Source organism: Cryobacterium sp. Hb1, assembly GCF_004403585.1.
GTDB classification, from domain to species: Bacteria; Actinomycetota; Actinomycetes; order Actinomycetales; family Microbacteriaceae; genus Cryobacterium; species Cryobacterium lyxosi.
Genome location: NZ_SOHI01000008.1, coordinates 422,873 through 448,238, shown reverse-complemented (window position 1 = coordinate 448,238; position 25,366 = coordinate 422,873). Strand labels below are relative to the sequence as shown.

The window sequence follows — 25,366 nt, the reverse complement described above, 5'->3', positions numbered from 1 at the left end:
ATGCGAGGTTCACGATGACTGGCTGGCGACTGCGCGACTTTCACTCCGACGATCTGGACGGCATTTTGCGTCTGTGGGAAGAGATCAAGGCCTCAGACACAGAACCGGTCTACGGTCTTTCCGAGGTGCTCGCCTCCTGCCAGAAGGATCACGCCGTTGTAGCGGTGCACGGCGAGGAGGTCGTCGGCGCAGCCGTCGGCCGCGCTGCTCACGCGCAAGGCTGGATCGTCTTTTTGGCGACCGCCGAAAGCTGGCAGAGCCAGGGCATCGGCACGGCTATGCTCGCTGCCCTCGAGAGCCGAATGGCCCCGCACGGCATGACCAAACTGTCAGCGCTCATGCCCGAATCAGAGACGAACGTCGATCCCTTTCTCAACCGCGGGTTCGAAGTGAAGAAGAACCTGCGCTACTTCGAGCGGCACATTCCCGTGCAGAGGGAGGAGCTCAAACTGCTCGGTGAGCTAGGCGGACGCGTACTGCCGCGCGACCTGTGGCAGAAGGTCGGCGGTATGGAACGTGAGAAGGAATTGCTCGAGCGCCGCCTGGTCATGCCCCTGGCTGAACCCGAACTCGCTGAGCAGTACGGTGTCTCGCCGCCCAAAGCCGTCGTACTGTTCGGCCCTCCGGGGACCGGAAAGACCACCTTCGCCAAGGCGATCGCCTCCCGCCTGGAGTGGTCGTTCGTCGAGGTCTTCCCTTCCCGCCTCGCCACCGACCCGCAGGGCCTCGCCGGCGCGCTGCGGGACACCTTTTTGAAGATCGCCGAGCTCGAACATGCGGTCGTGTTCATTGACGAGGTCGAGGAGATCGCCGCCCAGCGTTCCGGCGAACCGCCCTCGGCTATGCAGGGTGTGACAAATGAACTGCTCAAGATCATCCCGGCTTTTCGCGAACAACCTGGTCGCCTGCTGGTCTGCGCGACGAACTTCATTCGCGCACTCGACTCCGCCTTTCTTCGCCACGGACGCTTCGACTATGTTGTGCCGATCGGGCTGCCGGATGTCGCCGCCCGCCAAGCTATCTGGGAACGTTACATTCCCGACGCCGTATCGGGGGAGGTCGACCTGGCGATCCTGGTCGAGCAGAGCGACGGGTTCTCCCCGGCCGACGTCGAATACGCCGCCCATCGGGCATCCCAGCACGCGCTTGAGAAAGCTCTCTACAAAGCCGGTGCTGGGCCTGCTATCAACGGCCCCAGCACCGAAGACTATGAGGTTGCAATCTCCGAAACCCGCCGAACCGTGTCCGACGAGGTCGCAGCCGAGTTCCTCGAAGACATCGAGCGCCTCGCCCGGCTGTAGGAGCGACTCTGCTTGAGCGAGAGTTTCGGCCAATCGACGGTCGTCTCAGTTGTAGAGCTAGCGCCGACTGCGGTGTAGTGCGACGGCGACGAGTGCTTGCCAGATGACGAAGCCCTCGACGGCGAGTGAGAGCAGACCGAGCGGTTCTAGCCAGTTTCCGATGTCACCAGTGGCCATCGGCATACCAACGGTGCGATTGACGATGAAGCCGATGATGACGGCTGCCGACAGCGTGGCGGCGGCGAGAAAGTCAATTCTCGACCCGACAACCAGTACCCGCTCAACGAGGACGGCCGCGACGAGGATGATCCCGATATAGGCGACCGCCAGATACGGAGTTTCGTCGAATTTACCGGGCAGATCAAGGATGTGGATCGCCCCCACGACAGCGAGCGAAAGTCCGACAGTGATGCGGCGCACAAGCAGGCTCTGGTTGATCATGCGCTCGCCCGTGTTCTCCCGGTGCAGCGCGAGGGACTGCACGTGTTTTTCAGTTGATTGCGTGGTGGTCGTGGACATGAATTCCTCTCCATGGGGTGTTTCCCTGACCAAATAGTGACAGGTGTTCAGCTTCCCGATCCGATTCATTGGCAGTGCATAGCGTCCTCCGTGGTTGCTGCCAGAAACAGACCATGTTTCTGAGATTCTCACAGGGAGCGCCAATTGGGTCACCCCGGGCTGACGTTGGCGGGGTAGCGCCGGGCCCTCGTGCGAGACATCGGTTGTCAAAGGAATCCGGCCCGGTTAACATCGCAGGGTAAGACGATTCGACATCTGCGCAATTTCTCGATCTTCAGGCAAGGAACCGATTTCGTGATTATTGAGGCACAAGGCCTGACCAAGACCTACCAGTCCAAGAGCGGGCCGGTGCACGCGCTCGCCGGGCTCGACCTACAGGTTCCCCGTGGCACGGTCAAAGCCCTGCTCGGACCGAACGGTGCCGGAAAGACAACCGTTGTGAAGATGCTCACGACCTTGATCAGACCGGATACCGGCACGGCCGTCATCGATGGAATCGACATCATCCGCCACCCGAAATCGGTGCGACGCATTATCGGGGTCTCCGGCCAGTACGCAGCGGTCGACGAGAACCTGACCGGATTCGAGAACCTGGAGATGGTCGGCCGCCTCTACCACCTCGGTGGCACGGCCGCCCGCAAACGGGCTCAGGAACTCATCGACCTGTTCGAGCTGACCGCCGCTGGCAACCGGCCCGTCAAGGGGTTCTCCGGCGGTATGCGGCGGCGCATCGACCTCGCCGGCGCCTTGGTCATCAATCCCAAGATACTCTTTCTCGACGAACCGACGACCGGACTCGACCCGCGCAGCCGCATCGCTCTGTGGGATGTCATCAAGCGTCTCGTCGCCGACGGCACGACCGTGCTACTGACGACGCAATACCTCGAAGAAGCCGACCAGCTCGCCGATGACATCGTCGTGATCGACGACGGCCGAGTCATTGCCGAGGGCACCTCAGATCAGCTCAAAGCCCAGATCGGCGGGCACCGCGTGGTGGTGGCCTTGGTCGATGCCACCGACGTCGGGACTGCCCGCGAGATCCTGGCCCGCCACGGCTCGGGCGAGCCCTCGGTGTCGACCGACGGCCGCGGAGTCGAGGTTGCCGTCACGGACGGCCCGACTGCGCTGCAGAACATGCTCTCCGACCTCCGTGCGGCGCAGGTCAACCTGCACGATGCCGGCATGCGCCGCCCCACCCTCGATGACGTATTCCTCAGGCTGACCGGGCACAAAGCCGATCTCACCGTTACCGACAACGACACGGATGCCAGCGGCCCCAAGCTGTCGAAACGAGCGCAGGCCAAGCGCGTGCAGAAACGCGCGGCGGATGCCGACGCCACCGATTTGGAGAAGGTGACATGAGCCCCCGCCACTCCGTCGTGAGGCCCGAGCTCGTCACCCCTGATCCCGTCAGGCCCGAGCCAGTCACACCCGATCCGGCCCGCGAGCGAAATGAATCTCGAGTGGGCACACTGCCTCCGCTGCCCGCCTGGAATCCGCTTTCTCTCTGGTACTCCGACGGCTGGACGGTCACTAAGCGCAACCTCATCAAGATCAAGCGTTCGCCCGACATGCTCGTCTTCGCAGTGATCCAGCCGATCATGTTCGTGCTGTTGTTCAGCCAGGTGTACGGCGGAGCGATCGCGGTCCAGGGCAGCGACTACACGCAGTTTCTCATGGCGGGCATTTTCGCGCAGACAGTCGTGTTCGGAGCGACGTTCTCCGGCGCGGCCATGGCACTCGATCTCAAGGAAGGCATCATCGACCGCTTTCGGAGCTTGCCGATGAACGCATCCGCTGTGCTCATCGGTCGAACGAATGGCGACCTCGCGCTGAACACCATCTCTATGATCATCATGATGGCAACCGGCCTCGCGGTTGGTTGGCGGGTCAACACCTCGCCGCCTGAATTCCTGGCGGGAGTCGGCTTGTTGTTGCTGTTCGGTTACGCCTTTAGCTGGGTGATGGCGCTGCTCGGTATGAGCGTGAAAAGCCCGGAGGTCATCAACAATGCGTCGTTCCTCATCCTCTTCCCGCTCACCTTCGTGTCGAACGCGTTCGTACCGAGCGAGACCCTGCCGACGCCGCTGCGTGTCTTTGCCGAGTGGAACCCGGTGTCGTCGCTCGTGCAGGCCGTGCGGCAGTTGTTCGGCAACCTGGGTACCGCGCCGGTGCCTGATATCTGGACCATGCAAAACCCTGTCCTGACCGTACTCATCGGCATCACCGTGATGTTGCTGGTATTCGTGCCGCTGTGTATTCGCAAGTTCGCCTCGATCAGCTCCCGCTGATCGATTGATGTTCCGACTGAAGGAGTCACTCATGCCCCAGACCGAGCACAACGTCGGAATCGTTGCCGGCTTCAGCGGATTCGCGGTTTCCGACCTCGATGCTGCGCGCACCTTCTACGCCGAAACCCTCGGCCTTGAGGTCACGGTCGAGGAGATGGGCATGCTGAACATCGCCCTTCCCGGCGGCGCACCGGTCATCGCCTACCCGAAACCGGATTTCGTGCCGGCCACGTATACGATTCTCAATTTCGCGGTCGTCAACCTCAATGCGACCGTCGACGAACTCACCGAGCGCGGTGTGGAGTTTTTGCGCTACGACGGTTTCGAGCAGAATGACAAAGGCATCGCGGCCGGCGCCGGGGCAGGCCCCGATATTGCTTGGTTCACCGACCCCGCCGGCAATATTTTGTCGGTGCTCCAGAACCCGTAGGTTCTTAGTGCCCGCGGCCTTTGCCCTTGTTGGGGTTCTTGGTCGGCCGGGTGCGGCCGGGGGCGCTCTCGGTTCTCTTGCGCACAGCAGGTTTCGCTTTTGCGGCGGCAACTCGAATGGCCTTCGCAGCGGCCTTGGCTTTGTCGGTCTTCTTCGGTTTGCGCGGTGGCTTTTGCGGGCGGCCATCGCTTGAAACTTCGGGCTGTTCTCCATCTGCGGTCGCGGCGTCGGCCGCAGCGGGCGGGCCGGCATCCGTTCGCGAACTCGCCTTGGAGCGCCCGCGCACGATGCCGATGAACTCTTCGATGTCGTCGGTGGTCTCCCGGGTGATCCAGGCGAGGGCGATCTGGGTGTCAGCCACGTCGGTGACCGGGCGGGAGATGACGTCTTTGCGGCCGTACAGCCGGGCGATCGAGTGCGGCACGATGATGATGCCGACGCCGGCGGCGACCTGCTCCATGGTCTCGTCGAGGTCGCGCATCAACGGCAGGAGCCGACGGCTGCCGTCGCGCACCTCTGCGGCAATGTCGCGCCACTCGGGCACGTCATCGGGGTTCTGCAGCAGGTGTTCGTCGGCCAGATCGGCCAGCAGTACGGTCTCGGCCTGCTCGATGACGTGATCCTTCGACGCGACCACGACGGGAATCTCTTTATACAGGTTGATGACGCTCAGATTGGTGTCATCGATCGGGAGTCGCACGAGGCTGACTTCGGCCCGACCGTCGTGCAGCACTGAAACCTGCTCAGCGGCCTCGGTGCGAAATACGGTGAGCGGCACGTCAGGGCGGCGGTCGCCCCAGATACGGGTCCATTTGGTGGGGGTGACACCGGCGACGAAGGCGATGGAAAAGCTCACCGGCATCCTTTCTCAAAACTTGCGGCCGCGCATTTACCAGCAGCGTGCGATTTGCCCAAACGAGCGCCCTCTCAGGCTATACGCTTGAACAATGAGTTCCGAAAAGAAGCCCCAGACCATGAAGCCCGCCACGGCGGCCCAGAAACTCGGGATTCTGCTCGACGCGGCACCGGCTGGGTTCCAGACCGATTTTGTCAGCCGCACCGAGTTGGCCGAGCTCATGGTGAACCCGCCCGAATGGTTGGTCGAGTTGCGCGCCAACGGTCCGCACCCGCGCCAGGTTGTCGCCGCCAAGCTTGGCGTCTCCATCTCCGGCCTGGCCCGCAGCGAGATCACCGACCCGCTGAGCACTGCCGAGATCGCCGCCCTGCTCCAGCAGCCGCCGGCCTGGCTCGTGCTGGAACGTTCTACCCAGGCCGGCGTGCGCGCCGACCAGATCGCAGTGAAAGACCGCGACGCCCAGCGCGTGGCCAAGAAGGCGCACGTTGAGCGCCAGGCCGCCCAGGAGCAGGCCAAGCGCGACCGCTAGTAATATCGTCCCGTGGTTCGATCGCGCTGACCCGAACCGTGTCCTGAGCGCTCCTAGGCCATCGGTTCAGTCGCACTTTGACCGTACTGGGCGCGCAGAAAGTTGACTACGTCGTCGAGTTCGGCCTGAGAGATCGAGTGGGGAAGTCCCTCATAGATGCGCTCGGTGAGCGTGCTGTGCCCGGGCAACCAGGCCTGGGTGCGCTCTACCGCGCTGGCCGGAATGACACCGTCGGCGGTTCCGCGCCCCCAGAACACCGGAACCGGCTGATCCGCCAGTACGGTGTCACCGGGTTGCGAGGCGGTCGCGACGAAGCCGGAGAGATTCACCGCGAAGCTGAACCGATTCGGCGAGGCGCGCAGCAGCTCGAGAGCCATGGCGCCGCCCTGCGAGAATCCGAGCAGACCGATAGACGGATGCTGCTGCGGCAAGGCATCGAGCCAGTCGAGCACCGCGGCGACGGCCGCGTCCACCGTCGCGGTGTCGGGATTGCCCGGGTCAGTGATGGGAAACCACGCCCATCCCGCGCCGACCGGCAGGGGCGCGCGCAGCGCCGCGATCACCGGTTCGAGCGGCAAATGTGGAGCGAGCGAGAACAGGTCGCCCTCGTTCGAACCGTAGCCGTGCATGATGATCAGCAACGGTCGATCGGTCTGATCGGCGCCGTTCGTCGACCAGAGTACGGCAGCAGTGTCGATAGGGGTGTTAGTGGTCATGGGGTCCTCCCCGGTACGCGCAACGCGTGGGCGCCGCGCACCCCATACTTTCATTGCCTGGCGCGCTTCTCGCACCGAGCAGCGCCGCGCGTGCGCGCACGGCGGCCACGTAAGACAGAATGGCACTATGAGCGTGCGAACCCCTGACCCAGACCCGGACTGGACGCAAAAGCCCCCCGCGGGAGCCCCGAACACGAATCCGGGCTGGCTGAAAGACGTCGAGCTCGCCGAGATTCGCCGGCGGCTGCCGATTCTCTACATCGAGGCCGTGCCCGTTCGGGTAGATGGCCTCGGCCAGGTCGTAGAGGTCGGCGTGCTACTGCGCGCCCGACCGACCGGCGAAATGACCCGGACCCTGGTCTCCGGCCGCGTGCTGTACGGCGAAACCCTCAGGGACGCACTGTTTCGTCACCTCGAAAAAGACCTCGGTCCAATGGCTTTTCCGCAGCTGCCGACCAGCCCCGTGCCGTTCACCGTCGCCGAATACTTTCCCATGCCCGGCATCACCGCCTACACGGATGACCGCCAGCACGCCGTCTCGCTGGCCTATGTCGTTCCCGTCAGCGGTACCTGCGATCCCCGGCAGGACGCGCTGGAGATCACGTGGATGACGCCGGCCGAGGCCGCATCCCCGGGCGTATCAGCCGAAATGGAAGGTGGCCGCGGCACCCTGCTGCGCGCAGCCCTCGCCTCGGTCGGCCAGCTGTACTGACGCGCTCAGCGTGTCACGACCCGGCCGCTACCTGGACAGCGGCAGCGCCGAACCGAGGCCGAGCGTGTCGAGGAACAGCTGTACGTAGCGGTCGACGTCGACGTCGAGAGCAACTTCAGCGGCTTCCCATTCGCCGACCAGGCCGTGCACGATGTCCTCGCCCGGATGCGTGCGCTTGTCGACGATCGTCTGGCCGCGGCCGTAACCGGACAGCTGCACCCGGAGGGGCAGCATCGCCGTCTCCAACGCGCCCGGGTCGACCAGGGCGCAGAGGGCGCCGGCATCGCCGATCAGGCCGGAATAGTCGGCGTTGCGGCCCGAACCGAGCGCGATCCGGTTGCCGAGGAGCTGACCGACAACGTGGGCGAGGTCGGAGTCGCTGTGCATGAGTGCAGTGGTGACGTGCTCCGGAATCGCAACCTGGTTGAACACGTCGAGTCCGTACATAAAGATGGGCACGCCGGAATCAAGCACGATGGCCGCGGCTTCCGGGTCGTGCCAGACGTTGAATTCAGCGACGGCGGTGGCGTTGCCGACCGTGGTAGATCCGCCCATGAAGACGATGCGCTCGATGTTGCTGACCACATCGGGGTACTGGCGCAGCAACAGCGCCAGGTTGGTTTGCGGGGCCAGTCCAACCAGGGTGACCGGGTGCGGGCTGGCCACAATCAGTTTGCGCATGAGTTCGACCGAACTGATCGGCTCTGCGCGTCGGTCGGTCGGCGGAAGCTGCAGGGTACCGAGGCCACCTTCGCCGTGCACGTGCGCGGCCGATCGGGCTGGCTCGAGCAGAGGACGCCGAGCGCCGGCAGCGACAGGAATATACGGGGCATCTGCGACATCGAGAATACGCAGGGTATTCTCGACCACGCGCTCGAGCGAGGCATTGCCGGCCACGCAACTAATGCCCAGCACGTTGATGCCCGGGTGAGCGAGCGCGAACAGAATGGCCAGGGCGTCGTCGACCCCGGTGTCGACGTCGAGGATGACGGGGATCGCCCTGGGGGCCGCGGAATTAGTCATCCGCTCACCCTATTACTTTGAATATGCCCCCAAATCACATCAGGGGTTTTTGGGCCGCAATCGAGCGCTGGCGGACGAAGTTCGCACGGGTGCGCGGGCCGCTATCGAACCAGGCGCACCTCGTGCAGTCTTTCACCAAGCACCTCTTCGTTGCGCTCGAGACCATCCGCGAGGTAGCCATTTCGGGCGTAGAAAGCGTGGGCCCGGGGGTTGTCGGCGGCTACCCACAACGACGACGGACCCGGGTCGACGACGGAATCGAAGAGCTGCTGGCCAACGCCTAAACCGTGATTGGCCTCGAGCAAATACATGAAGAACAACTCGTTCGGGGTGGGATGGTCACCGTCGCGCGTCGGTCCGCTGCCGGCGAAGCCCACAATCTCGCCATCGACGAGCACGACATGCTGGCGGTACTGCGCGCCCTGGGCCGTGAAGCGGCCCCAGAGGGCGGCCAGACGCTGCGGCCGCAGCTGCGACAGGGCGGCCTGGCTGAGCAGGTGATCGTAGGTTTCATGCCAGCAGGCGGCGTGAACGCGGCCCAGGCTTTCGGCATCTGTTTCACTGACGGGTCGAACGACAACTGTGGTGTTCATGGTTCGACACTAACCGTGTTTGGGAGTGTGTCGTGACGTTCGGATACCGCAAACGGGCCGATCTCGAAAAGAGACCGACCCGTTTTTACTGTTGTTTCAAGCGGATGCTGCGGGATGAGCCCGTGAAGACTAGCCCTGCGAGCGACGCGGAGCCGAACGACCGGCCCCACCCGAGCCAGGTCCGCGAACGAGTCCGCCGACCTGGAGGCTGCCGACGCGCGCTCCGCCGGAACGGCCAGCGGCCGAACCGGAACGAGGTGCGCTGGCGGCGCCAGCCGGACGGCCGGATCGCTCGCGACGAGCGCCGCCGGCCGAGGCCGCGTCGCCGGCACGGCCACGACCGCCGTCGGTACGCTCGGTGCGGGCACCGTCGCGATTTGCGCCGGAGCGGCTGGCACCGGCATCGCGGCCGCCACGGCTGGAATCACCGTCACGGCTGGGGCGAGCACTGCGCTCGCCCTGGGCACGGCCACCTTGCGAACGACCGCCCTGCGAGCGCCCACCCTGGGACTGACGCTGCTGCTGCGGCGCCTCGACGCGGGGAAGCGGCTTGACGTAGGCAGCGACGTCGCCGACGAGGGCGTCGACGGCGGGAGAGGAGGAGTCCACGCGCTGCGGGGTCACCTTGATGGCGGCCTTGCGCAGCAGGGCGTCGGTGTCGCGCTTCTGCTCGGGCAGCACGACGGTGACGACATCACCGGCGCTGCCGGCACGGGCGGTACGGCCCGAACGGTGCAGGTAGGCCTTGTGCTCGGCCGGCGGGTCAACGTGGATGACCAGCTCGATGTCGTCGACGTGCACGCCACGAGCGGCGACGTCCGTTGCGACGAGAACCTTGACCGTGCCGGTGCTGAACGCGGCGAGGTTGCGGTCACGGGCCACCTGCGAGAGGTTTCCGTGCAGGTCGACGGAGGGGATGCCCGCGTCGGTGAGGCTCTTGGCGAGCTTCTTGGCCTGGTGCTTGGTGCGCATGAAGAGGATGCGACGGCCGGAGCCGCTCGCCAGCTTCTGCACGAGGTCTTTCTTGGCGTCGACGCCGGAGACCTCGAACACGTGGTGGGTCATGGCCGAGACGTGGCTGTTGGCCTCGTCGACCGAGTGCATCACCGGGTCGTGCAGAAAGCGCTTGACGATCTTGTCAACGCCGTTGTCGAGCGTGGCGGAGAACAGCATGCGCTGGCCGGTGCCGGGCGTCTTGTCGAGGATGCGGGTGACGACGGGCAGGAAGCCCAGGTCGGCCATGTGGTCGGCCTCGTCGAGCACGGTGATCTCAATGGTGTCGAGGTTCACGAAGCCCTGCTTCATGAGGTCTTCGAGCCGGCCGGGGCAGGCCACGACGATGTCGACGCCGGCCTTGAGCGCGGCGACCTGGCGGCCCTGCGAGACACCGCCGAAGATGGTCGTGGTGTTGAGGCCGTAGGCCTCGGCGAGCGGGGTGATGGCATTGGTGATCTGCGTGGCCAGCTCGCGGGTCGGCGCGAGGATCAGGCCGAGCGGGCGGCCCGGGCGGCGCTTGCCGCCGGCGAGGTTGCCGCCGAGGCGGGACACCATCGGAATGGAGAAGGCCAGGGTCTTGCCCGAACCGGTCTTGCCGCGGCCGAGCACGTCGCGGCCGTTCAGTGTGTCAGGAAGAGTATCGACCTGAATCGGGAAGGCGGTGTCGATTCCCTGGGAAGAGAGAACCTTAACCAGGGGAGCAGGCACGCCGAGCGTGCCGAAGGTTGTAGACAAAATGGTGCCTTTCAGGGCATCAGTCTCCTCGCCCGTTCGCTTTACCGCGCAGCGATAAGCAAACCAGGAGGATTCACATGGCGAAGGTGCCGAGGGGCACATCCGTTCGCCGTAAGAATGTTTCATTCGAAAAATCAGGTCAGCCCTGGTGGGCCGCCGGATAGAGAAGAGGGCGTTCTACGACGCAGCAAGCGCAGCTACGCACTCGCAAGTACCCCTACTCTAGCGGATGCTGTCAAATCGGCGGCAGAGCCCTAGAAATGGTCGCCGTGGTAGAGCTCGCCGACCGGCACCTCGACGTCGATAATGTTGCCGCCCTGCGGCAGTGGGCAGGCCCATATCGGGTCGTACGCGCAGGAGGGGTTGTAAGCGAAGTTGAAGTCGAGGATGAGGCTGTCGTCCTCCGTACCCGGGCCGAGGTCGGCGCCCTTGATGGTGTCGAGAAGGTAGCGTCCACCGCCATAGGTCCCGTCGCTCTTGCCAGCGAGGGCGTCTTTGAGCGGCAGGAACAAGCCGCCGCCGTAACTCGCCAGTCGCCATACGTCGAGGGAACCGAGGTAGGGCAGTCGCACGGTGCCGACCAGGTCGAATGGCACAGTGCCGTCAGTTCCCGTTTCTACGTTCATGCGATGCGGCTGTTCGGCCCGGTGCACCTCTACCTCGAAGCGCCAGTCGGGGTCATAGGCGGCAATTGGCAGTCCGGTGAATGCCGCGCGGTCGTCGCGCAGCAACGGTGACGACGGATGCCCGGCGAACAGTTCGTCTCGCCCGGAACGCCACAGTTCGTGCCCGCTCGCCGGGCTGGTCGCGCTCAGCTGACGCACCCCCGCGTACAGTCCGGTCACAAGGCGACGCCAGTCGGCGATCTGTAAGGCAGCGAGGGAAGAGCTCATAGTGGCTACGCTACCGCCGAGGGAATGATTCACACGAAGCGATCTACTACGACTCGGTGTTCTCGCCCTTCTCGCCCTTCTCGCCTTTCTCGCCTTTCTCGCCCTTCTCGGCCTTCTCGGCCTTCTCGGTGTTCTCGGTGTTCTCGGTGGGGGTCACCCGTTGCGCCGAAGGCACGAAGTCCGGGTCGTCGATGCCGATGTCGTACTGCCAGTTAGGCGCGAGATGCTTCAGGCGCAGCATCCGCCACTGCCAGAACGCCCAGAAGGTCGGCCAGAGCGCGATCGTCGCCGGGCGTCCGCGAAAAATGAGCTGGTCGCGGTACAGCGTTTTGCCGGTTCCGGCCGGGTCAGGGGCGATCGCCATGCGGTGGTCCCAGAGCGTGACCGCACTCAGTGCGCCCGACACACCACGACCGGTATCGCGCAGAATTCGCACCCCATCGGCACGGTGCGTCGAATTGGCCAGCCGAATTACCTGGGTGCCCATCGGCACCAGACCGAGCATGGAGAATTCGGCGGGGTGTTCGCCCGGCTCCCAGCGGGTGGGAAAACCGTCGGCTTCGAGCGACTCCACCGCCATGAACGGGCTACTCACCTCACGGAAGACGGCCGGGCTGTGGATGGCGTGCCAGGCGGCATCCGGGGGGCAGTCGAGGATCTCTTTGAGCAGAACGCGCATTGACCCAGTTTGGTCTGAGCATGGCGTGCGGCACAACTAAATGCAGTACAAATGACAGGTGGCAATTCGGTTCTGGCTCGGCGTTGTACACCGCGAGCACGTGCTGCGCGGGGTCGATTTGGGCATCGCCCGCGCCAACCGCGGTGCCGGAGACCTCCTCAAGCAGATGGGGGAAGCCGATGGCATCGTCTACTACTCGCCGAAGACCGCGATCGAGGGCGATCCGCTCAAAGAGTTCACCGCGATCGGCCGCATAGCGGATGCCCACGCCTATCAGGTGGGCGACCCCGGTAACTCGTGGCGACCCTGGCGACGCCGGGCCGACTACGACCTGGATGCCTGGCCCGCGAGCATCCGCCCGCTGTTGTCGGTGCTGCAACTGACCCAGGGCAATCCCAACTGGGGGTTCCAACTGCGGCGCGGCGTGCTTGAAATCTCGCGGCACGACTTCGAGATGATCCGGCAGCAGATGCGGCGGCCCTCTGCCGACGACCGGTAGGGCGTTTGGTCAGTATTTTTTTATTAGACTCAAGCGCATGAATGGCGATCTCTGGTGGGTACCCTCGGTCATCGTTGTCGGCCTCGTGGTAGCCGGAGTCTGGGCGCTGGTGGCAGCCTCGCGCCGGCGCACGCGAACCAGACTCGGGCAGGTGAGCGCGGCCGCCACCGAGCTGGAGCGTAGCGCTTCGAGCAGCCTGGTACGCGCCGACGACCTCGTGCAGGACGCCAGTGACGAACTCAGTTTCGCCATCGCCCAGTTCGGTGAATCCGCGACGCAGGAGTTTGCGGCGGCGCTCACGACGTCCAAGCATCAGCTCAGCGACGCCTTCGCGCTGCAGCAGAAGCTCGATGACGCTGTGCCGGATACCGCTCTAGAACGCACCCGCTGGAACCAGCAGATTGTTCAATTCGCCGATGAGGCGACCGCCCGACTGAGTAACCAGGCCCGCAATTTCACCGCCAAACGCGGCGTTGAACGTAATGCCCCGCAGCAGATTGATGAACTGCGCCGACGCCTCGACCGAATGTCCGATCGGGTTGCCGGCGGCGCAAACACCCTGGCCCGGCTGGGCTTGAGCTATTCCGCGGCGGCGCTGGCACCGATCGGCGGCAACGTCGGTCGGGCCGGCACCGCCCTCGAAGGGGCGCGGGCGAGTGCCGATGCCGCGGTTACCCGCCTCGAAGCAGCGTCGTCTGAACCGGTGGGGGAGCAGTTGCAGGCTGCAGAGCACGCCCTATTTCAGGCAACACAACTGCTCGACGCGATCGAAACCGGCGAAGACCAGCTTCATCGCGGCTTCGCCAACCTGCAACAGGCACTGGATGCTGCCAGCTTGGAACTCGCCGAAGCCCGCGCACTGCGCGACAATCACGAGGAATCCGACACGAGCGCGTCACTCAATCACGTCATCACCGACGCCGCAGCGGTCCAGGCATCGCTCCGCGAGCCCGTTCGGCTAAGCGACCCGGCCGCAGATCTCTTGACCCTTGAGACGGCGATGAACGGGCTGGACAGCATCCGCTCGGAGGCGCGCAACCGCCAGCTGCGCCTCGACAACGCCCGAACGGCCCTGGCTGGCGCGCTGCTCACCGCGCGCAGCCAGATCACGCTCACTCGAGACTTCGTGGCTGCCAATCGGGGTCGGGTGCAAGCCGCCGCGCGCACCCGCCTCGCCGAAGCCGAGCGGCAGCTCGCGCTCGCCGTGGCCGAGAGCGACCCAGTGACGGCGCTCGATACCGCGCGTCGAGCGATGACGCACGCAACGGACGCCGACGCCCTGGCCCGCTACGACGTGCACTGACCCGAGGTCGCCGAACGTCGGTCAGCACGAACGTCGGCCAGCACGAACGTCGGTCAGCGCGGCGGCGGCAGCCGTGGCCCCGCGGAGGCCGCAGCCCGACGCCGGATGGCCGGCGTGATTTCGCGCCGCAGCCAGCTGATGGCGTGGGCCTGGTCGAAGCGGCGCGCGCACAGGCCACAAGCCAGGGGCCGGGTGGGCTGCCGATACCGAAAGTGAGTGTGTCCGGCCGGGCAGGTGCCCACCCAAGGAGCGAGCTCATTGGCGATCTCGCCGTCGTGGGTGCGCTTGCCGTCGTAGCCGAGGTCGAGTGCCATTTTCTTCCAGCGGGGTCCGTGCCCGGCGCGCGGCCCGGCCAGGGCATGCGCGAGCTCGTGCAACAGGATCTGGTGCACGTCATCGTCGGCATACCGGGAGGCGAGGTAGCGCGAGACAGTGATGTGCTTCGAACTGAAATTGCAGAGGCCTGCCCGCTTCTTGGCATTGTCGAAGCCAAAGGTCCAACCGGGGTCGAGGTGTGCCGCGATGAGCGCGTCGGCCCACCGGCGCACCTGCGAGAGATCGGCCATCAGGGCGCCTGCGTTCTCGCGCCGTAAGGAGGCGTCCGGGCGAGATGTGTCGTGTGGATCATCAGGGACCGACCACTACCTGAAAGAGCCGGTCGTCGCCGGCCGCCGGGGAGCCCCGGCCATCCGTGTTATTACTCACAAACCACAGTGTGCCAGCAGGGCCCGACACCACGTCGCGCAACCGGCCATAGTCGTGCACAAACCACTCGGTGGGTTCGGTTGTGGAGGACGGGCCGGTGATGGGGATACTCCATAGGCGTTGACCGCGCAGGCTCGCCATGAAGATGGTGTCGTTCACGATGGTGATACCGCTCGGGCTGGCCTGGTCGGTCGACCACTGCTGTTGAGGATCGATATACGCCGCGTCACCGGCTTGGCCTTCGACCAGCGGCCAGCCGTAGTTGCCGCCGGGAACGATGCGGTTGAGCTCGTCCCAGGTATTCTGGCCGAACTCGCTCGCCCAAAGCTGGCCGCGTGAGTCCCAGGCGAGCCCCTGCGGATTCCGGTGCCCGAACGAGTACACCACGGTGCTGAAGGGGTTGTCCTCCGGTACGCCGCCGGTCGGTGTCAGGCGCAGAATCTTGCCGCCGAGCGAATCCAAGTCCTGGGCGTTGGCCGTGTCTCCGGCGTCTCCGGCGGTCGCGTAGAGCAGGCCGTCCGGCCCGAACGCGATCCGACCACCATTGTGATTTCCCGCCCGCGGGATTGAATCGAGCACGAGGGTGGATGCCCCGAGGGTGTGGCTGCCGGGCGAGCCGGCTAGCGGCATCCGCTCGATGCGGTTGTCGGTTGCGGTCGAAAAATAGGCGTAGACCCAGCCGGCACCGCCGGGAGCCGCTTCGTCGGCCAGAAAAGCCAGGCCGAGCAGCCCGCCCTCACCATTGGGCTGTGCGGCTTCGATCGTGCCAGCTACGCGCAGGCTGCCGCCGGGAAGTAATTCGCGCACCCGGGTCGTGTCGCGTTCGCTGATGAGGGTGGCGCCGTCGGGCAGCCGCAGAATCGACCACGGAGCCTGAAGTCCCGAGGCGATCACGACCGGTTCTGCGACCGGATGCACCGGCGTCAGGTCCGCGGTCCCGGTCGCGCTGGACGAGGAGGGGGCTGGTGTCGACGTCTCCGGTGTGGCGCGCGGCGCCTCCGCGCTGCACGCGGCCAGTGCCAGAACCAGCAGGGCGGCCGACGCTGTGGCAGCCGCTCGCCGAAACGCATGAACAGTCACCGTTTACCTCGCCTTCGTGGTGAACACAGCATGCCGTAGAACGCGCCCGACGGCCAGTACCCCGCCACGACGCACCGTAACTCCTGCAATTTGCGGCGCCGCTCCCCGGGTGCCGCGAGATTGTGCGGGTGGTTGAGTTGCAGGCATCGAATTGCAGGAGTTATGCGGGAAGGGAATTGGACCCGCGGGCCGCGATGTGCGACTCCACGACTGCAACGGCGAGCAGTGAGCTATCGAGTTCGTCGGCGTCGGCGCCGTCTTTCTCGCGCAGAAAAACGGCCGCGGTGAAGTCCGCAAGCGCGCCGTCGAGGTTGCCCTGGTCGAAGTACACCTTGCCGCGGTGCTGCCGGGCGTAGGCGGCCAGCCGGGTCCACTCGTGCACCTCAGAGTCGAGGATGCAGTGGGTCAGTTCGCTCGCGGCCTCGTCGAGCTTGCCCTGAAACTGCAAAACCTGGGCGCGACGGATGCGACTGGCCACCGCCTGCTCCCGGTTGCCGGTGAAGCGGGACTGGCGCAGCGCCTCGTTCGCAATCTCCCAGGCTTCGTCGAGCCGACCGACCAGACGTAGCAGGGCGACCTTCTCGTTGAGGGCGGCCAGGCTCCGCAGGTTGCCGAGCTCGACGAGCCGCTCGCCGGCGGCCAGCAGGTCAACTTTTTCGCGCAGAGTGATGGGGTCGTAACCGATGATGAAACTCAGGGTGTATTCCTGTAATGACGAGGGCAGCCGGGGCCGCGCGGGATAAACGGGTGCCCCCAGAATACCGCCGCCGATGTGAATCCGGTCGCAGGTCAGTGCCCAATCTGAAACACCGTGCGGCCCGGCAACGGCGACTGCGTCGACGTCTCGTCGGTCGCCACGAGCGACCCGGCCATGAACTGCTTCAGCTCAGTGCCCTCGATCACCTTGGCCGGGTGCGGTCCGTTCGCAAGCAGCCGGGGAATCCAGTTGAGGTCGATCGGGGTGTGCGCGGCGATGAATACGATGTTGCCGAAGCGGCGGCCCTTGAGCACCTGCGTCTCGGCGAATCCGATCACGTGTGGAAAGACCGCCGAGAGGGTTGCGGCCTGCCCACGAGCGAACGCGAGGCCGGGGCCATCCGCTACGTTGACGGCGAGCACGCCGCGCGGCGACAGCAGTGGAGCGGCGAGAGCGAAGAATTCGCGGCTCGTGACGTGCTTCGGGGTGCGCGCGCCCGAGAAGATATCCACCACGACAAGGTCGACGGCTCCCTTGAGTCCGGCCGGCAGCTTGCCGAGCACCTCGCGGGCATCGCCGTGGCGCACGCGCAGCTGGGCGCGCTTGTCCCACGGCAAAACCTCCCGCACGAGGTCGATCAGGTCGCTCTCGATCTCGACGACCTGCTGGCGGGAGCCCGGCCGGGTCGCCTCCACATAGCGTGGCAGGGTCAGCGCGCCCGCTCCGAGGTGCACGGCGGTGATTGGCTCGTGTGGTTCCCCGAGCAGGTCGATGACGTGCCCGATGCGCTGGATGTACTCGAAGAACAGCTCATCAGGGTGGTCGATGTTCACGTGCGACTGCGGCGTGCCGTCGACTACGAGCTGAAAGCTGCCGGGGGTGAACCGGTCCGGTTCGATCACCGCTGTGTGCCCGCTCAACTTCAGGACGACAGCCGGATGCTCGTCGAATGCTTCACCCTTACGCCCAGTACTCATGGTTCCAGTCTGCGCCCTGGCTGCTCGTGATCTGCGCGCACCATCCGTTCCGGGAGCATAAGACGTGCCGTTTTGCGGTGGCCAAGAGGGCAGTTCGTGCGCTTCCGCGGTGGGTAGTGCGGCGGGTTATACCTGAGAATTTACACATATGCAAGATTCGGGTGGACATGCCGCTAATTGGGGCATATGCTTACTCCTTACGCTCCCAGAAAAACCTTGCCTTCATATTGCGGTCGGCTTTGCGTGTTCAAGCCACCTTGAGGCACATTTCCTACGAGATTCTTTCCTAGGGTCTGCGGAGTCATCACCAATAACAATAACTAGACCTGACGGGGTCCACGGAGGTTATTTCCTTGGCTGCTGCGCGCAACGCAACCACCAACTCACCCAAGAACGGCCGCTCAGCTGAGCGCCTGTCGTTCGCAAAGATCAGCGACCACTTGAACGTTCCGGATCTGCTCGCTTTGCAGACCGAGAGCTTCGACTGGCTTGTCGGCAACGACATCTGGAAGGCTCGCATCGCCGAGGCCCAGAAAGCCGGCCGCCAGGACCTGCCGAATCGCACCGGGCTCGATGAGATCTTCGAGGAGATCTCTCCCATCGAAGACCTCGGCGAAACGATGCAGCTGTCCTTCACCAACCCGGAGCTCGAACCGGAGAAGTACACCATTGATGAGTGCAAGGAAAAGGGTAAGACCTACTCCGCACCCCTCTACGTGAACGCTGAGTTCATGAACCACCTCACCGGTGAGATCAAGACCCAGACCGTGTTCATGGGTGACTTCCCGTTGATGACCCCCAAGGGCACCTTCGTGATCAATGGCACCGAGCGTGTCGTCGTGTCGCAGCTGGTGCGCTCCCCGGGCGTGTATTTCAACCGCGAGCAGGAGAAGACGTCTGACAAGGACATCTACTCAGCCCGTGTCATTCCGAGCCGTGGTGCCTGGCTCGAATTCGAGATCGACAAGCGCGACCAGGTCGGTGTGCGCATCGACCGCAAGCGCAAGCAGTCCGTCACCGTGTTCCTGAAGGCCCTCGGTCTCACCAGCGAGGAAATCCTCGAGGAGTTCAAGGGCTACGCGTCCATCGAGCTCACCCTCGAGAAGGACAACATCCTCACCAAGGAAGAAGCCCTCAAGGACATCTACCGCAAGCTCCGTCCCGGCGAGCAGGTTGCCGCCGAGGCTGCGCGTGCGCTCCTCGACAACTTCTTCTTCAACTCCAAGCGCTACGACCTGGCCAAGGTTGGTCGTTACAAGATCAACCGCAAGCTTGGCCTCGAAGCGCCGTTGAGTGACTCCGTACTGACGCTGGCGGACATCCTGGCCACCATCAAGTACCTGGTCGCCCTGCACGACAACCAGACCACCCTTCCGGGCCTGCGCGACGGCAAGATGACCGACATCAACATCGACATCGACGACATCGACCACTTCGGTAACCGTCGTATCCGTGCTGTTGGCGAGCTCATCCAGAACCAGGTGCGTACCGGCCTGTCCCGCATGGAACGCGTCGTTCGTGAGCGCATGACCACGCAGGATATCGAAGCGATCACCCCGCAGACCCTGATCAACGTGCGCCCCGTCGTGGCTGCGATCAAGGAGTTCTTCGGTACGTCCCAGCTCTCGCAGTTCATGGACCAGAACAACCCGCTCGCCGGATTGACGCACAAGCGTCGCCTCAGCGCGCTGGGCCCGGGTGGTCTGTCCCGTGACCGCGCCGGCGTTGAGGTGCGAGACGTTCACCCCTCGCACTACGGCCGCATGTGCCCCATTGAGACCCCGGAAGGCCCGAACATCGGCCTGATCGGTTCGCTCGCCTCGTTCGCGCAGATCAATGCGTTCGGTTTCATCGAGACGCCGTACCGTCGTGTGCTCAACAACAAGGTCACCGAGACGATCGATTACCTCACCGCGAGCGAAGAGGACGACTTCATCGTCGCCCAGGCCAACGCGCCGCTCACCAAGGACTCGCACTTTGCCGAGGCCCGCGTGCTCGCTCGTAAGAAGGGTGGCGAGGTCGACCTCGTTCCCGCTGAAGACATTGGCTACATGGATGTCTCGCCGCGTCAGATGGTGTCGGTCGCGACCAGCCTCATTCCGTTCCTCGAGCACGACGATGCAAACCGCGCACTCATGGGTGCCAACATGCAGCGTCAGGCGGTGCCGCTGCTGCTGTCCGACAGCCCGCTCGTCGGAACCGGCATGGAGGTCTACACGGCCATCGACGCCGGTGACGTGCTCACTGCCGCCAAGCCCGGTGTGGTCTCCGAGGTGTCGGCTGACGTCGTCACCATCCAGCTCGATGAGGGCGGCACGCAGGACTACTACCTGCGCAAGTTCTCGCGCTCCAACCAGGGCACGAGCTTCAACCACCGCGTGATCGTCAACGCCGGTGAGCGCATCGAAGCCGGCGAGGTTATCGCCGACGGACCCGCCACCGACCAGGGCGAGCTCGCCCTCGGAAAGAACCTGCTCGTGGCATTCATGCCGTGGGAAGGCTACAACTTCGAGGACGCGATCATCCTGAGCCAGAACCTGGTCAAGGACGACACCCTCTCCTCGATTCACATCGAAGAGTACGAAGTGGATGCCCGCGACACCAAGCTGGGTAAGGAAGAGATCACTCGCGACCTTCCCAACGTGTCCCCGGACTTCCTCGCTGACCTCGACGAGCGTGGCATCATCCGTATCGGAGCCGAGGTTCGCCCCGGCGACATCCTCGTGGGCAAGGTCACGCCGAAGGGCGAGACCGAGCTGTCCGCGGAGGAGCGCCTGCTGCGCGCCATCTTCAACGAGAAGAGCCGCGAAGTTCGCGACACGAGCTTGAAGGTTCCCCACGGTGAGCGCGGCACCATCATCGGTGTCAAGGTGTTCGACTCGCAGGACGGCGACGACGAGCTCGGCTCGGGCGTCAACCAGCGCGTGGTCGTGTTCATCGCCCAGAAGCGCAAGATCACCGAGGGTGACAAGCTCGCCGGCCGTCACGGCAACAAGGGTGTCATCTCCCGCATTCTGCCGATCGAGGACATGCCGTTCCTCGCCGACGGAACCCCGGTCGACATCATCCTCAACCCGCTCGGTATCCCCGGTCGCATGAACTTCGGCCAGGTGCTCGAAACGCACCTCGGCTGGATTGCGAAGCAGGGCTGGAACGTCGAGGGCAAGCCGAAATGGGCTGCTCGTCTTCCGGAGCACGCTTTCAGCGCCGCCCCCGGCACGAAGGTCGCCACCCCGGTATTCGACGGTGCGCTCGAGATCGAGATCGAGGGTCTCCTGGACTCCACGACCCTGACCCGCGACGGCGAACGCCTCATCGGTTCCACCGGAAAGACCCAGCTCTTCGACGGCCGCTCCGGCGAGCCGTTCCCGATGCCGGTGTCCGTTGGATACATGTACATCCTGAAGCTCCACCACCTGGTCGACGACAAGATTCACGCTCGTTCGACCGGTCCGTACTCCATGATCACGCAGCAGCCGCTGGGTGGTAAGGCGCAGTTCGGTGGACAGCGTTTCGGTGAGATGGAGGTGTGGGCGCTCGAAGCATACGGAGCCGCTTACGCCCTACAGGAACTCCTGACCATCAAATCTGACGATATCCTCGGCCGTGTCAAGGTGTACGAAGCGATCGTCAAGGGTGAGAACATCCAGGAACCCGGCATTCCCGAGAGCTTCAAGGTTCTGATCAAGGAAATGCAGTCGCTGTGCTTGAACGTTGAGGTGCTCTCGGCCGATGGCACCGCAGTCAGCCTGCGCGACACGGATGACGAGGTGTTCCGTGCTGCGGAAGAGCTCGGCATCAATATTTCCACCCGGTTTGAGTCGTCGTCCATCGACGACATCTAAGCCCGGCCCGAAGAAACTTCGAAAACTTTCCAAGGAGAGAAATTGCTCGACGTAACAACATTTGACGAGCTTCGTATTGGCCTGGCTACCGCTGACGACATCCGTCGTTGGTCGCACGGTGAGGTCAAGAAGCCCGAAACCATCAACTACCGCACGCTCAAGCCGGAAAAAGACGGCCTGTTCGGCGAGCAGATCTTCGGCCCCTCGCGGGACTGGGAATGCTCGTGCGGCAAGTACAAGCGTGTTCGCTTCAAAGGAATCGTCTGCGAGCGTTGCGGTGTAGAGGTCACGAAGTCGTCGGTGCGCCGTGAGCGCATGGGCCACATCGAACTCGCTGCCCCGGTCACGCACATCTGGTACTTCAAGGGTGTGCCCTCGCGTCTCGGCTACCTGTTGGACATGGCTCCGAAGGACCTCGAAAAGGTCATCTACTTCGCCGCATACATGGTCATCACGGTTGACGAAGACGGTCGCCACCAGGACATGCCCGGCCTCGAGAACGAGCTGCGTCTCGAACTCAAGACCATCGAGTCCAGCCGCGACTCGCGTATCGCCGATCGCCTGCAGCGCCTCGAAACCGACCTCGCAGCACTGGAGGCCGAAGGTGCCAAGAGCGACCAGAAGAAGCGCACGAAAGACGCCGCCGAGAAGGAAATGGGCCAGGTTCGTAAGTCCCTGGACGAGCAGATCGCGCACCTCGAGCGCGTGTGGGAAGACTTCCGCACCCTCAAGGTCGGCGACCTGAAGCCGGAAGATTCCGTTTTCCACGAGCTCCAGGACCGTTTCGGTATGTACTTCGAGGCCTTCATGGGTGCCGAAGCCATCAAGAAGCGTCTCGAGGCCTTCGACCTGGTCACCGAAAGCGAAAACCTGCACCTGCAGATCGCCGAGGGCAAGGGCCAGAAGAAGATTCGCGCCATCAAGCGCCTGCGCGTGGTGAACGCGTTCATCATGACCGGCAACTCGCCGGCCGGAATGGTGCTCGACGTCGTTCCCGTGCTCCCGCCGGAACTGCGCCCGATGGTTCAGCTCGACGGTGGACGTTTCGCCACGAGCGACCTGAACGACCTCTACCGTCGTGTGATCAACCGCAACAACCGCCTGCGTCGTCTGCTCGACCTCGGTGCTCCTGAGATCATCGTGAACAACGAAAAGCGCATGCTGCAGGAGGCCGTCGACGCACTGTTCGACAACGGTCGTCGTGGTCGCCCCGTTACCGGTACCGGTAACCGTGCCCTGAAGTCCCTGAGCGACATGCTCAAGGGAAAGCAGGGTCGGTTCCGTCAGAACCTGCTCGGCAAGCGCGTGGACTACTCGGGCCGTTCGGTCATCGTGGTCGGCCCGCAACTCAAGCTGCACCAGTGTGGTCTGCCCAAGCAGATGGCACTCGAGCTGTTCAAGCCGTTCGTGATCAAGCGCCTGATCGATTTGAGCCACGCTCAGAACATCAAGGCCGCCAAGCGCATGGTCGAGCGCTCACGTCCGCAGGTCTGGGACGTGCTCGAGGAGATTATCCGCGAGCGCCCCGTCATGCTCAACCGTGCACCCACCCTGCACCGCCTGGGCATCCAGGCCTTCGAGCCTCAGCTCGTTGAAGGTAAGGCAATCCAGCTGCACCCGCTCGTCTGCGCGGCGTTCAACGCCGACTTCGACGGTGACCAGATGGCTGTCCACCTTCCGCTTTCCGTTGAGGCCCAGGCCGAGGCACGCATCCTGATGCTCGCCTCGAACAACATCCTCAAGCCGTCTGACGGCCGCCCGGTCACCTTGCCCACCCAGGACATGATCATCGGTCTGCACCACCTCACCACGATGAAGGAAGGTGTGGTCGGAGAAGGCCGTGCTTTCTCCAGCGTGTCAGAGGCCATTCTCGCGTTCGACCAGAAGTCGCTCGACCTGAATGCCAAGGTGCGCATCCGCTTGACCGACAAGTACTTCACCGAGGGCACCCAGCCCGACGGTGTCGAGCTGGTCAACGGTCAGGCTGTCGGAACCGTTCTGGTCACCACGAGCCTCGGCCGCGCCATCTTCAACGAGGCGCTCCCGGCCGACTACCCGTACTTCGAAGACGTTGCCAACAAGGTCACCATGTCGACCATTGTCAACGACCTCGCGGAGCGGTACGTCAAGGTGGAGGTTGCTGCAACCCTCGACCGGATCAAGGATGCCGGTTTCTACTGGGCAACCCGTTCCGGTGTGACCGTCGCGCTCAGCGACATCCTGACGCCTCCGAACAAGAAGGAGATCGTCGCCGGCTACGAGAAGCAGGCTGCCAAGGTTCAGGCACAGTTCGAGAAGGGTCTCACGACCGACCTCGAGCGTCGCCAGGAGCTCATCCAGATCTGGACCCGAGCCACGGAAGACGTCGCCGCAGCGATGCAGGCGAACTTCCCGGCCGACAACACCATCAACCGCATGGTCACCTCTGGTGCTCGTGGTAACTGGCTGCAGGTGCGCAACATCGCCGGCATGCGAGGCCTCGTGAACAACCCGAAGGGTGAGATCATCCCTCGCCCGATCATCTCGAGCTACCGCGAAGGCCTGTCCGTCGCCGAGTACTTCATTGCTACTCACGGTGCTCGCAAGGGACTGGCCGACACGGCTCTGCGTACCGCTGACTCGGGTTACCTCACCCGTCGTCTCGTGGACGTCTCGCAGGATGTCATCATCCGTGAAGACGACTGCGGCACGCGGAAGGGTCTCGAACTGCCCATCGCCGGAACCGATGCCACGACCGGTGCGCTCCTGCGTGACGAAGAGGGTGGACTGCTGGTCGACTTCAACGTCGAGAACGCGGTCTACGCTCGCAGCCTGGCCGCAGCCGCGGTCAACGCTGCCGGTGAGGTCATCGCCGACGCCGGAGACGACGTCGGAGACGTGCTCATCGCCAAGCTCATCGCCGGTGGTGTCGAAACCATCAAGGTGCGCTCGGTACTCACCTGTGAGTCGGCTGTCGGTGTGTGTGCGGTCTGCTACGGCCGGTCGCTCGCAACGGGCCAGCTCGTCGATATCGGTGAGGCCGTCGGTATCATCGCCGCACAGTCCATCGGTGAGCCCGGCACCCAGCTGACCATGCGTACCTTCCACACGGGTGGGTCGGCATCCGCTGACGACATTACCCAGGGTCTGCCGCGTGTTCAGGAGCTGTTCGAGGCGCGCACCCCCAAGGGTGCGTCACCCATCGTCGACTCCGCCGGACGCATCACGATCGAGGACTCGGACAAGGGCCGCAAGGTCATCCTGACTCCCGACAATGGCGACGAAGCAATTGCCTACCCGGTGTTGAAGCGTTCAACCCTTCTCGTCGAGGATGGTCAGCACGTCGATCTCGGGCAGCAGATCATCATCGGCGCCGTCGACCCGAAGGAAGTTCTTCGCGTCAAGGGTGTTCGCGCGGTGCAGAAGCACCTCGTCTCCGGTGTGCAGGAGGTCTACCGTTCGCAGGGTGTACCGATTCACGACAAGCACATCGAGGTCATCGTTCGTCAGATGCTTCGTAAGGTGACCGTCGTCGAACACGGTGACACCGGACTGCTCCCGGGCGAGCTCGTTGACCGGTTGAAGTACAACGACCTCAACCGCACCGCGCTCACCGAGGGCAAGAAGACGGCATCCGCTCGCCAGGAAGTCATGGGTATCACCAAGGCTTCCCTCGCGACCGAGTCCTGGCTGTCGGCCGCTTCCTTCCAGGAGACCACCCGGGTTCTGACCCAGGCGGCTATGGAAGGCAAGAGCGACCCGCTGATGGGCCTCAAGGAGAACGTCATCATCGGTAAGTTGATCCCGGCCGGCACCGGTCTTCCCCGCTACCGCGACGTTAACGTCGAGGCGACGGAAGAGGCCAAGGCTGAGCGTTACCCGAACCGCATCTTCACCGAAGATGCCACGTTCGCCGAGGGTGACTTGAGCTTCGTCGATTTCGACAGTTTCTCGTCGGACGACCTGACTCCGGGAACGTACAACTAGTCCCCGACAGCTCTAAACGAT

At 64.1% G+C, this 25,366-nt stretch carries 22 protein-coding genes; 10 read left to right on the top strand and 12 right to left on the bottom strand.

Translation table 11 applies throughout. The features are described 5' to 3' along the window. The first annotated feature begins 14 nt into the window (after window positions 1–14). Window positions 15–1,301, top strand: a complete 1,287-nt coding sequence (locus E3T38_RS03985) for an ATP-binding protein (protein ID WP_134546330.1) — start codon at window positions 15–17, stop codon at window positions 1,299–1,301. 57 nt (window positions 1,302–1,358) lie between these two features. On the opposite strand, the gene E3T38_RS03980 is transcribed toward E3T38_RS03985, so the two are convergent. Next, the gene (locus E3T38_RS03980; RefSeq protein WP_134546328.1) at window positions 1,359–1,820 is read right to left on the bottom strand and encodes a hypothetical protein; all 462 of its coding nucleotides are present in this window, start codon (window positions 1,818–1,820) and stop codon (window positions 1,359–1,361) included. Window positions 1,821–2,114: 294 nt separating this feature from the next. On the opposite strand from E3T38_RS03980, the gene E3T38_RS03975 reads away from it, so the two are divergent. From E3T38_RS03975 to E3T38_RS03965, 3 genes are all read left to right on the top strand, one after another. Beyond that, window positions 2,115–3,182: an ATP-binding cassette domain-containing protein gene (locus E3T38_RS03975; protein ID WP_198417290.1), complete on the top strand. Its 1,068-nt coding sequence runs from the start codon at window positions 2,115–2,117 to the stop codon at window positions 3,180–3,182. Between the two features lie 101 nt (window positions 3,183–3,283). After that, complete coding sequence (locus E3T38_RS03970) at window positions 3,284–4,111, top strand: ABC transporter permease (RefSeq protein ID WP_370448982.1); 828 nt, start codon at window positions 3,284–3,286, stop codon at window positions 4,109–4,111. A 31-nt stretch (window positions 4,112–4,142) separates the two neighbouring features. Continuing rightward, entirely contained in the window at window positions 4,143–4,541 is a 399-nt protein-coding gene (locus E3T38_RS03965; RefSeq protein WP_134546325.1) for a VOC family protein, read from the top strand. A 4-nt stretch (window positions 4,542–4,545) separates the two neighbouring features. Here E3T38_RS03965 and E3T38_RS03960 read toward each other — a convergent pair whose 3' ends face one another. Then, entirely contained in the window at window positions 4,546–5,403 is an 858-nt protein-coding gene (locus E3T38_RS03960; protein WP_134546323.1) for a LysR substrate-binding domain-containing protein, read from the bottom strand. A gap of 85 nt (window positions 5,404–5,488) precedes the next feature. Here E3T38_RS03960 and E3T38_RS03955 point away from each other — a divergent pair, with 85 nt between their 5' ends. Continuing rightward, a complete protein-coding gene (locus E3T38_RS03955) occupies window positions 5,489–5,926 on the top strand; it encodes a DUF5997 family protein (RefSeq protein WP_134546321.1) in 438 nt (145 codons plus the stop codon). Between the two features lie 53 nt (window positions 5,927–5,979). On the opposite strand, the gene E3T38_RS03950 is transcribed toward E3T38_RS03955, so the two are convergent. After that, window positions 5,980–6,642 (bottom strand): alpha/beta hydrolase, encoded by a 663-nt coding sequence (locus E3T38_RS03950; RefSeq protein WP_134546319.1) that lies wholly within the window; start codon window positions 6,640–6,642, stop codon window positions 5,980–5,982. 127 nt (window positions 6,643–6,769) lie between these two features. Between E3T38_RS03950 and E3T38_RS03945 the strand changes: the two genes are divergently transcribed. Then, the gene (locus tag E3T38_RS03945) at window positions 6,770–7,354 is read left to right on the top strand and encodes an NUDIX hydrolase family protein (RefSeq protein WP_104126831.1); all 585 of its coding nucleotides are present in this window, start codon (window positions 6,770–6,772) and stop codon (window positions 7,352–7,354) included. A gap of 27 nt (window positions 7,355–7,381) precedes the next feature. Here E3T38_RS03945 and E3T38_RS03940 read toward each other — a convergent pair whose 3' ends face one another. The 5 genes from E3T38_RS03940 to E3T38_RS03915 form a co-directional block, all read right to left on the bottom strand. Then, window positions 7,382–8,377 (bottom strand): nucleoside hydrolase, encoded by a 996-nt coding sequence (locus tag E3T38_RS03940; RefSeq protein WP_134546317.1) that lies wholly within the window; start codon window positions 8,375–8,377, stop codon window positions 7,382–7,384. A gap of 101 nt (window positions 8,378–8,478) precedes the next feature. Then, entirely contained in the window at window positions 8,479–8,970 is a 492-nt protein-coding gene (locus E3T38_RS03935; RefSeq protein WP_104195859.1) for a GNAT family N-acetyltransferase, read from the bottom strand. A 129-nt stretch (window positions 8,971–9,099) separates the two neighbouring features. Further along, the gene (locus E3T38_RS03930) at window positions 9,100–10,704 is read right to left on the bottom strand and encodes a DEAD/DEAH box helicase (protein WP_134546459.1); all 1,605 of its coding nucleotides are present in this window, start codon (window positions 10,702–10,704) and stop codon (window positions 9,100–9,102) included. 251 nt (window positions 10,705–10,955) lie between these two features. After that, window positions 10,956–11,594, bottom strand: coding sequence for a DUF1684 domain-containing protein (locus E3T38_RS03925; protein ID WP_134546315.1), 639 nt, complete (start codon window positions 11,592–11,594; stop codon window positions 10,956–10,958). A gap of 46 nt (window positions 11,595–11,640) precedes the next feature. Next, window positions 11,641–12,273, bottom strand: coding sequence for a hypothetical protein (locus tag E3T38_RS03915; protein ID WP_174775207.1), 633 nt, complete (start codon window positions 12,271–12,273; stop codon window positions 11,641–11,643). Window positions 12,274–12,331: 58 nt separating this feature from the next. Here E3T38_RS03915 and E3T38_RS03910 point away from each other — a divergent pair, with 58 nt between their 5' ends. Together E3T38_RS03910 and E3T38_RS03905 are read left to right on the top strand one after the other, a co-directional pair. Continuing rightward, the gene (locus E3T38_RS03910) at window positions 12,332–12,772 is read left to right on the top strand and encodes an EVE domain-containing protein (protein ID WP_241984273.1); all 441 of its coding nucleotides are present in this window, start codon (window positions 12,332–12,334) and stop codon (window positions 12,770–12,772) included. A 37-nt stretch (window positions 12,773–12,809) separates the two neighbouring features. Continuing rightward, a complete protein-coding gene (locus E3T38_RS03905; RefSeq protein ID WP_134546313.1) occupies window positions 12,810–14,075 on the top strand; it encodes a hypothetical protein in 1,266 nt (421 codons plus the stop codon). A 53-nt stretch (window positions 14,076–14,128) separates the two neighbouring features. Here the strand turns inward: E3T38_RS03905 and E3T38_RS03900 are convergent, their stop codons facing one another. The 4 genes from E3T38_RS03900 to E3T38_RS03885 form a co-directional block, all read right to left on the bottom strand. Next, complete coding sequence (locus tag E3T38_RS03900) at window positions 14,129–14,641, bottom strand: SprT-like domain-containing protein (RefSeq protein ID WP_134546311.1); 513 nt, start codon at window positions 14,639–14,641, stop codon at window positions 14,129–14,131. Between the two features lie 61 nt (window positions 14,642–14,702). Then, window positions 14,703–15,860, bottom strand: a complete 1,158-nt coding sequence (locus tag E3T38_RS03895) for a sorbosone dehydrogenase family protein (protein WP_134546309.1) — start codon at window positions 15,858–15,860, stop codon at window positions 14,703–14,705. A 160-nt stretch (window positions 15,861–16,020) separates the two neighbouring features. Next, a complete protein-coding gene (locus E3T38_RS03890) occupies window positions 16,021–16,338 on the bottom strand; it encodes a hypothetical protein (RefSeq protein ID WP_241984272.1) in 318 nt (105 codons plus the stop codon). Window positions 16,339–16,649: 311 nt separating this feature from the next. After that, complete coding sequence (locus tag E3T38_RS03885) at window positions 16,650–17,534, bottom strand: spermidine synthase (RefSeq protein ID WP_134546307.1); 885 nt, start codon at window positions 17,532–17,534, stop codon at window positions 16,650–16,652. A 353-nt stretch (window positions 17,535–17,887) separates the two neighbouring features. Here E3T38_RS03885 and rpoB point away from each other — a divergent pair, with 353 nt between their 5' ends. After that, entirely contained in the window at window positions 17,888–21,379 is a 3,492-nt protein-coding gene (gene rpoB, locus E3T38_RS03880) for a DNA-directed RNA polymerase subunit beta (RefSeq protein WP_134546305.1), read from the top strand. 42 nt (window positions 21,380–21,421) lie between these two features. Then, window positions 21,422–25,345 carry a DNA-directed RNA polymerase subunit beta' gene (locus E3T38_RS03875; protein ID WP_134546304.1) on the top strand — a complete coding sequence of 1,308 codons (3,924 nt, stop codon included), beginning with the start codon at window positions 21,422–21,424 and terminating at the stop codon, window positions 25,343–25,345. The last annotated feature ends 21 nt before the right edge of the window (window positions 25,346–25,366 follow it).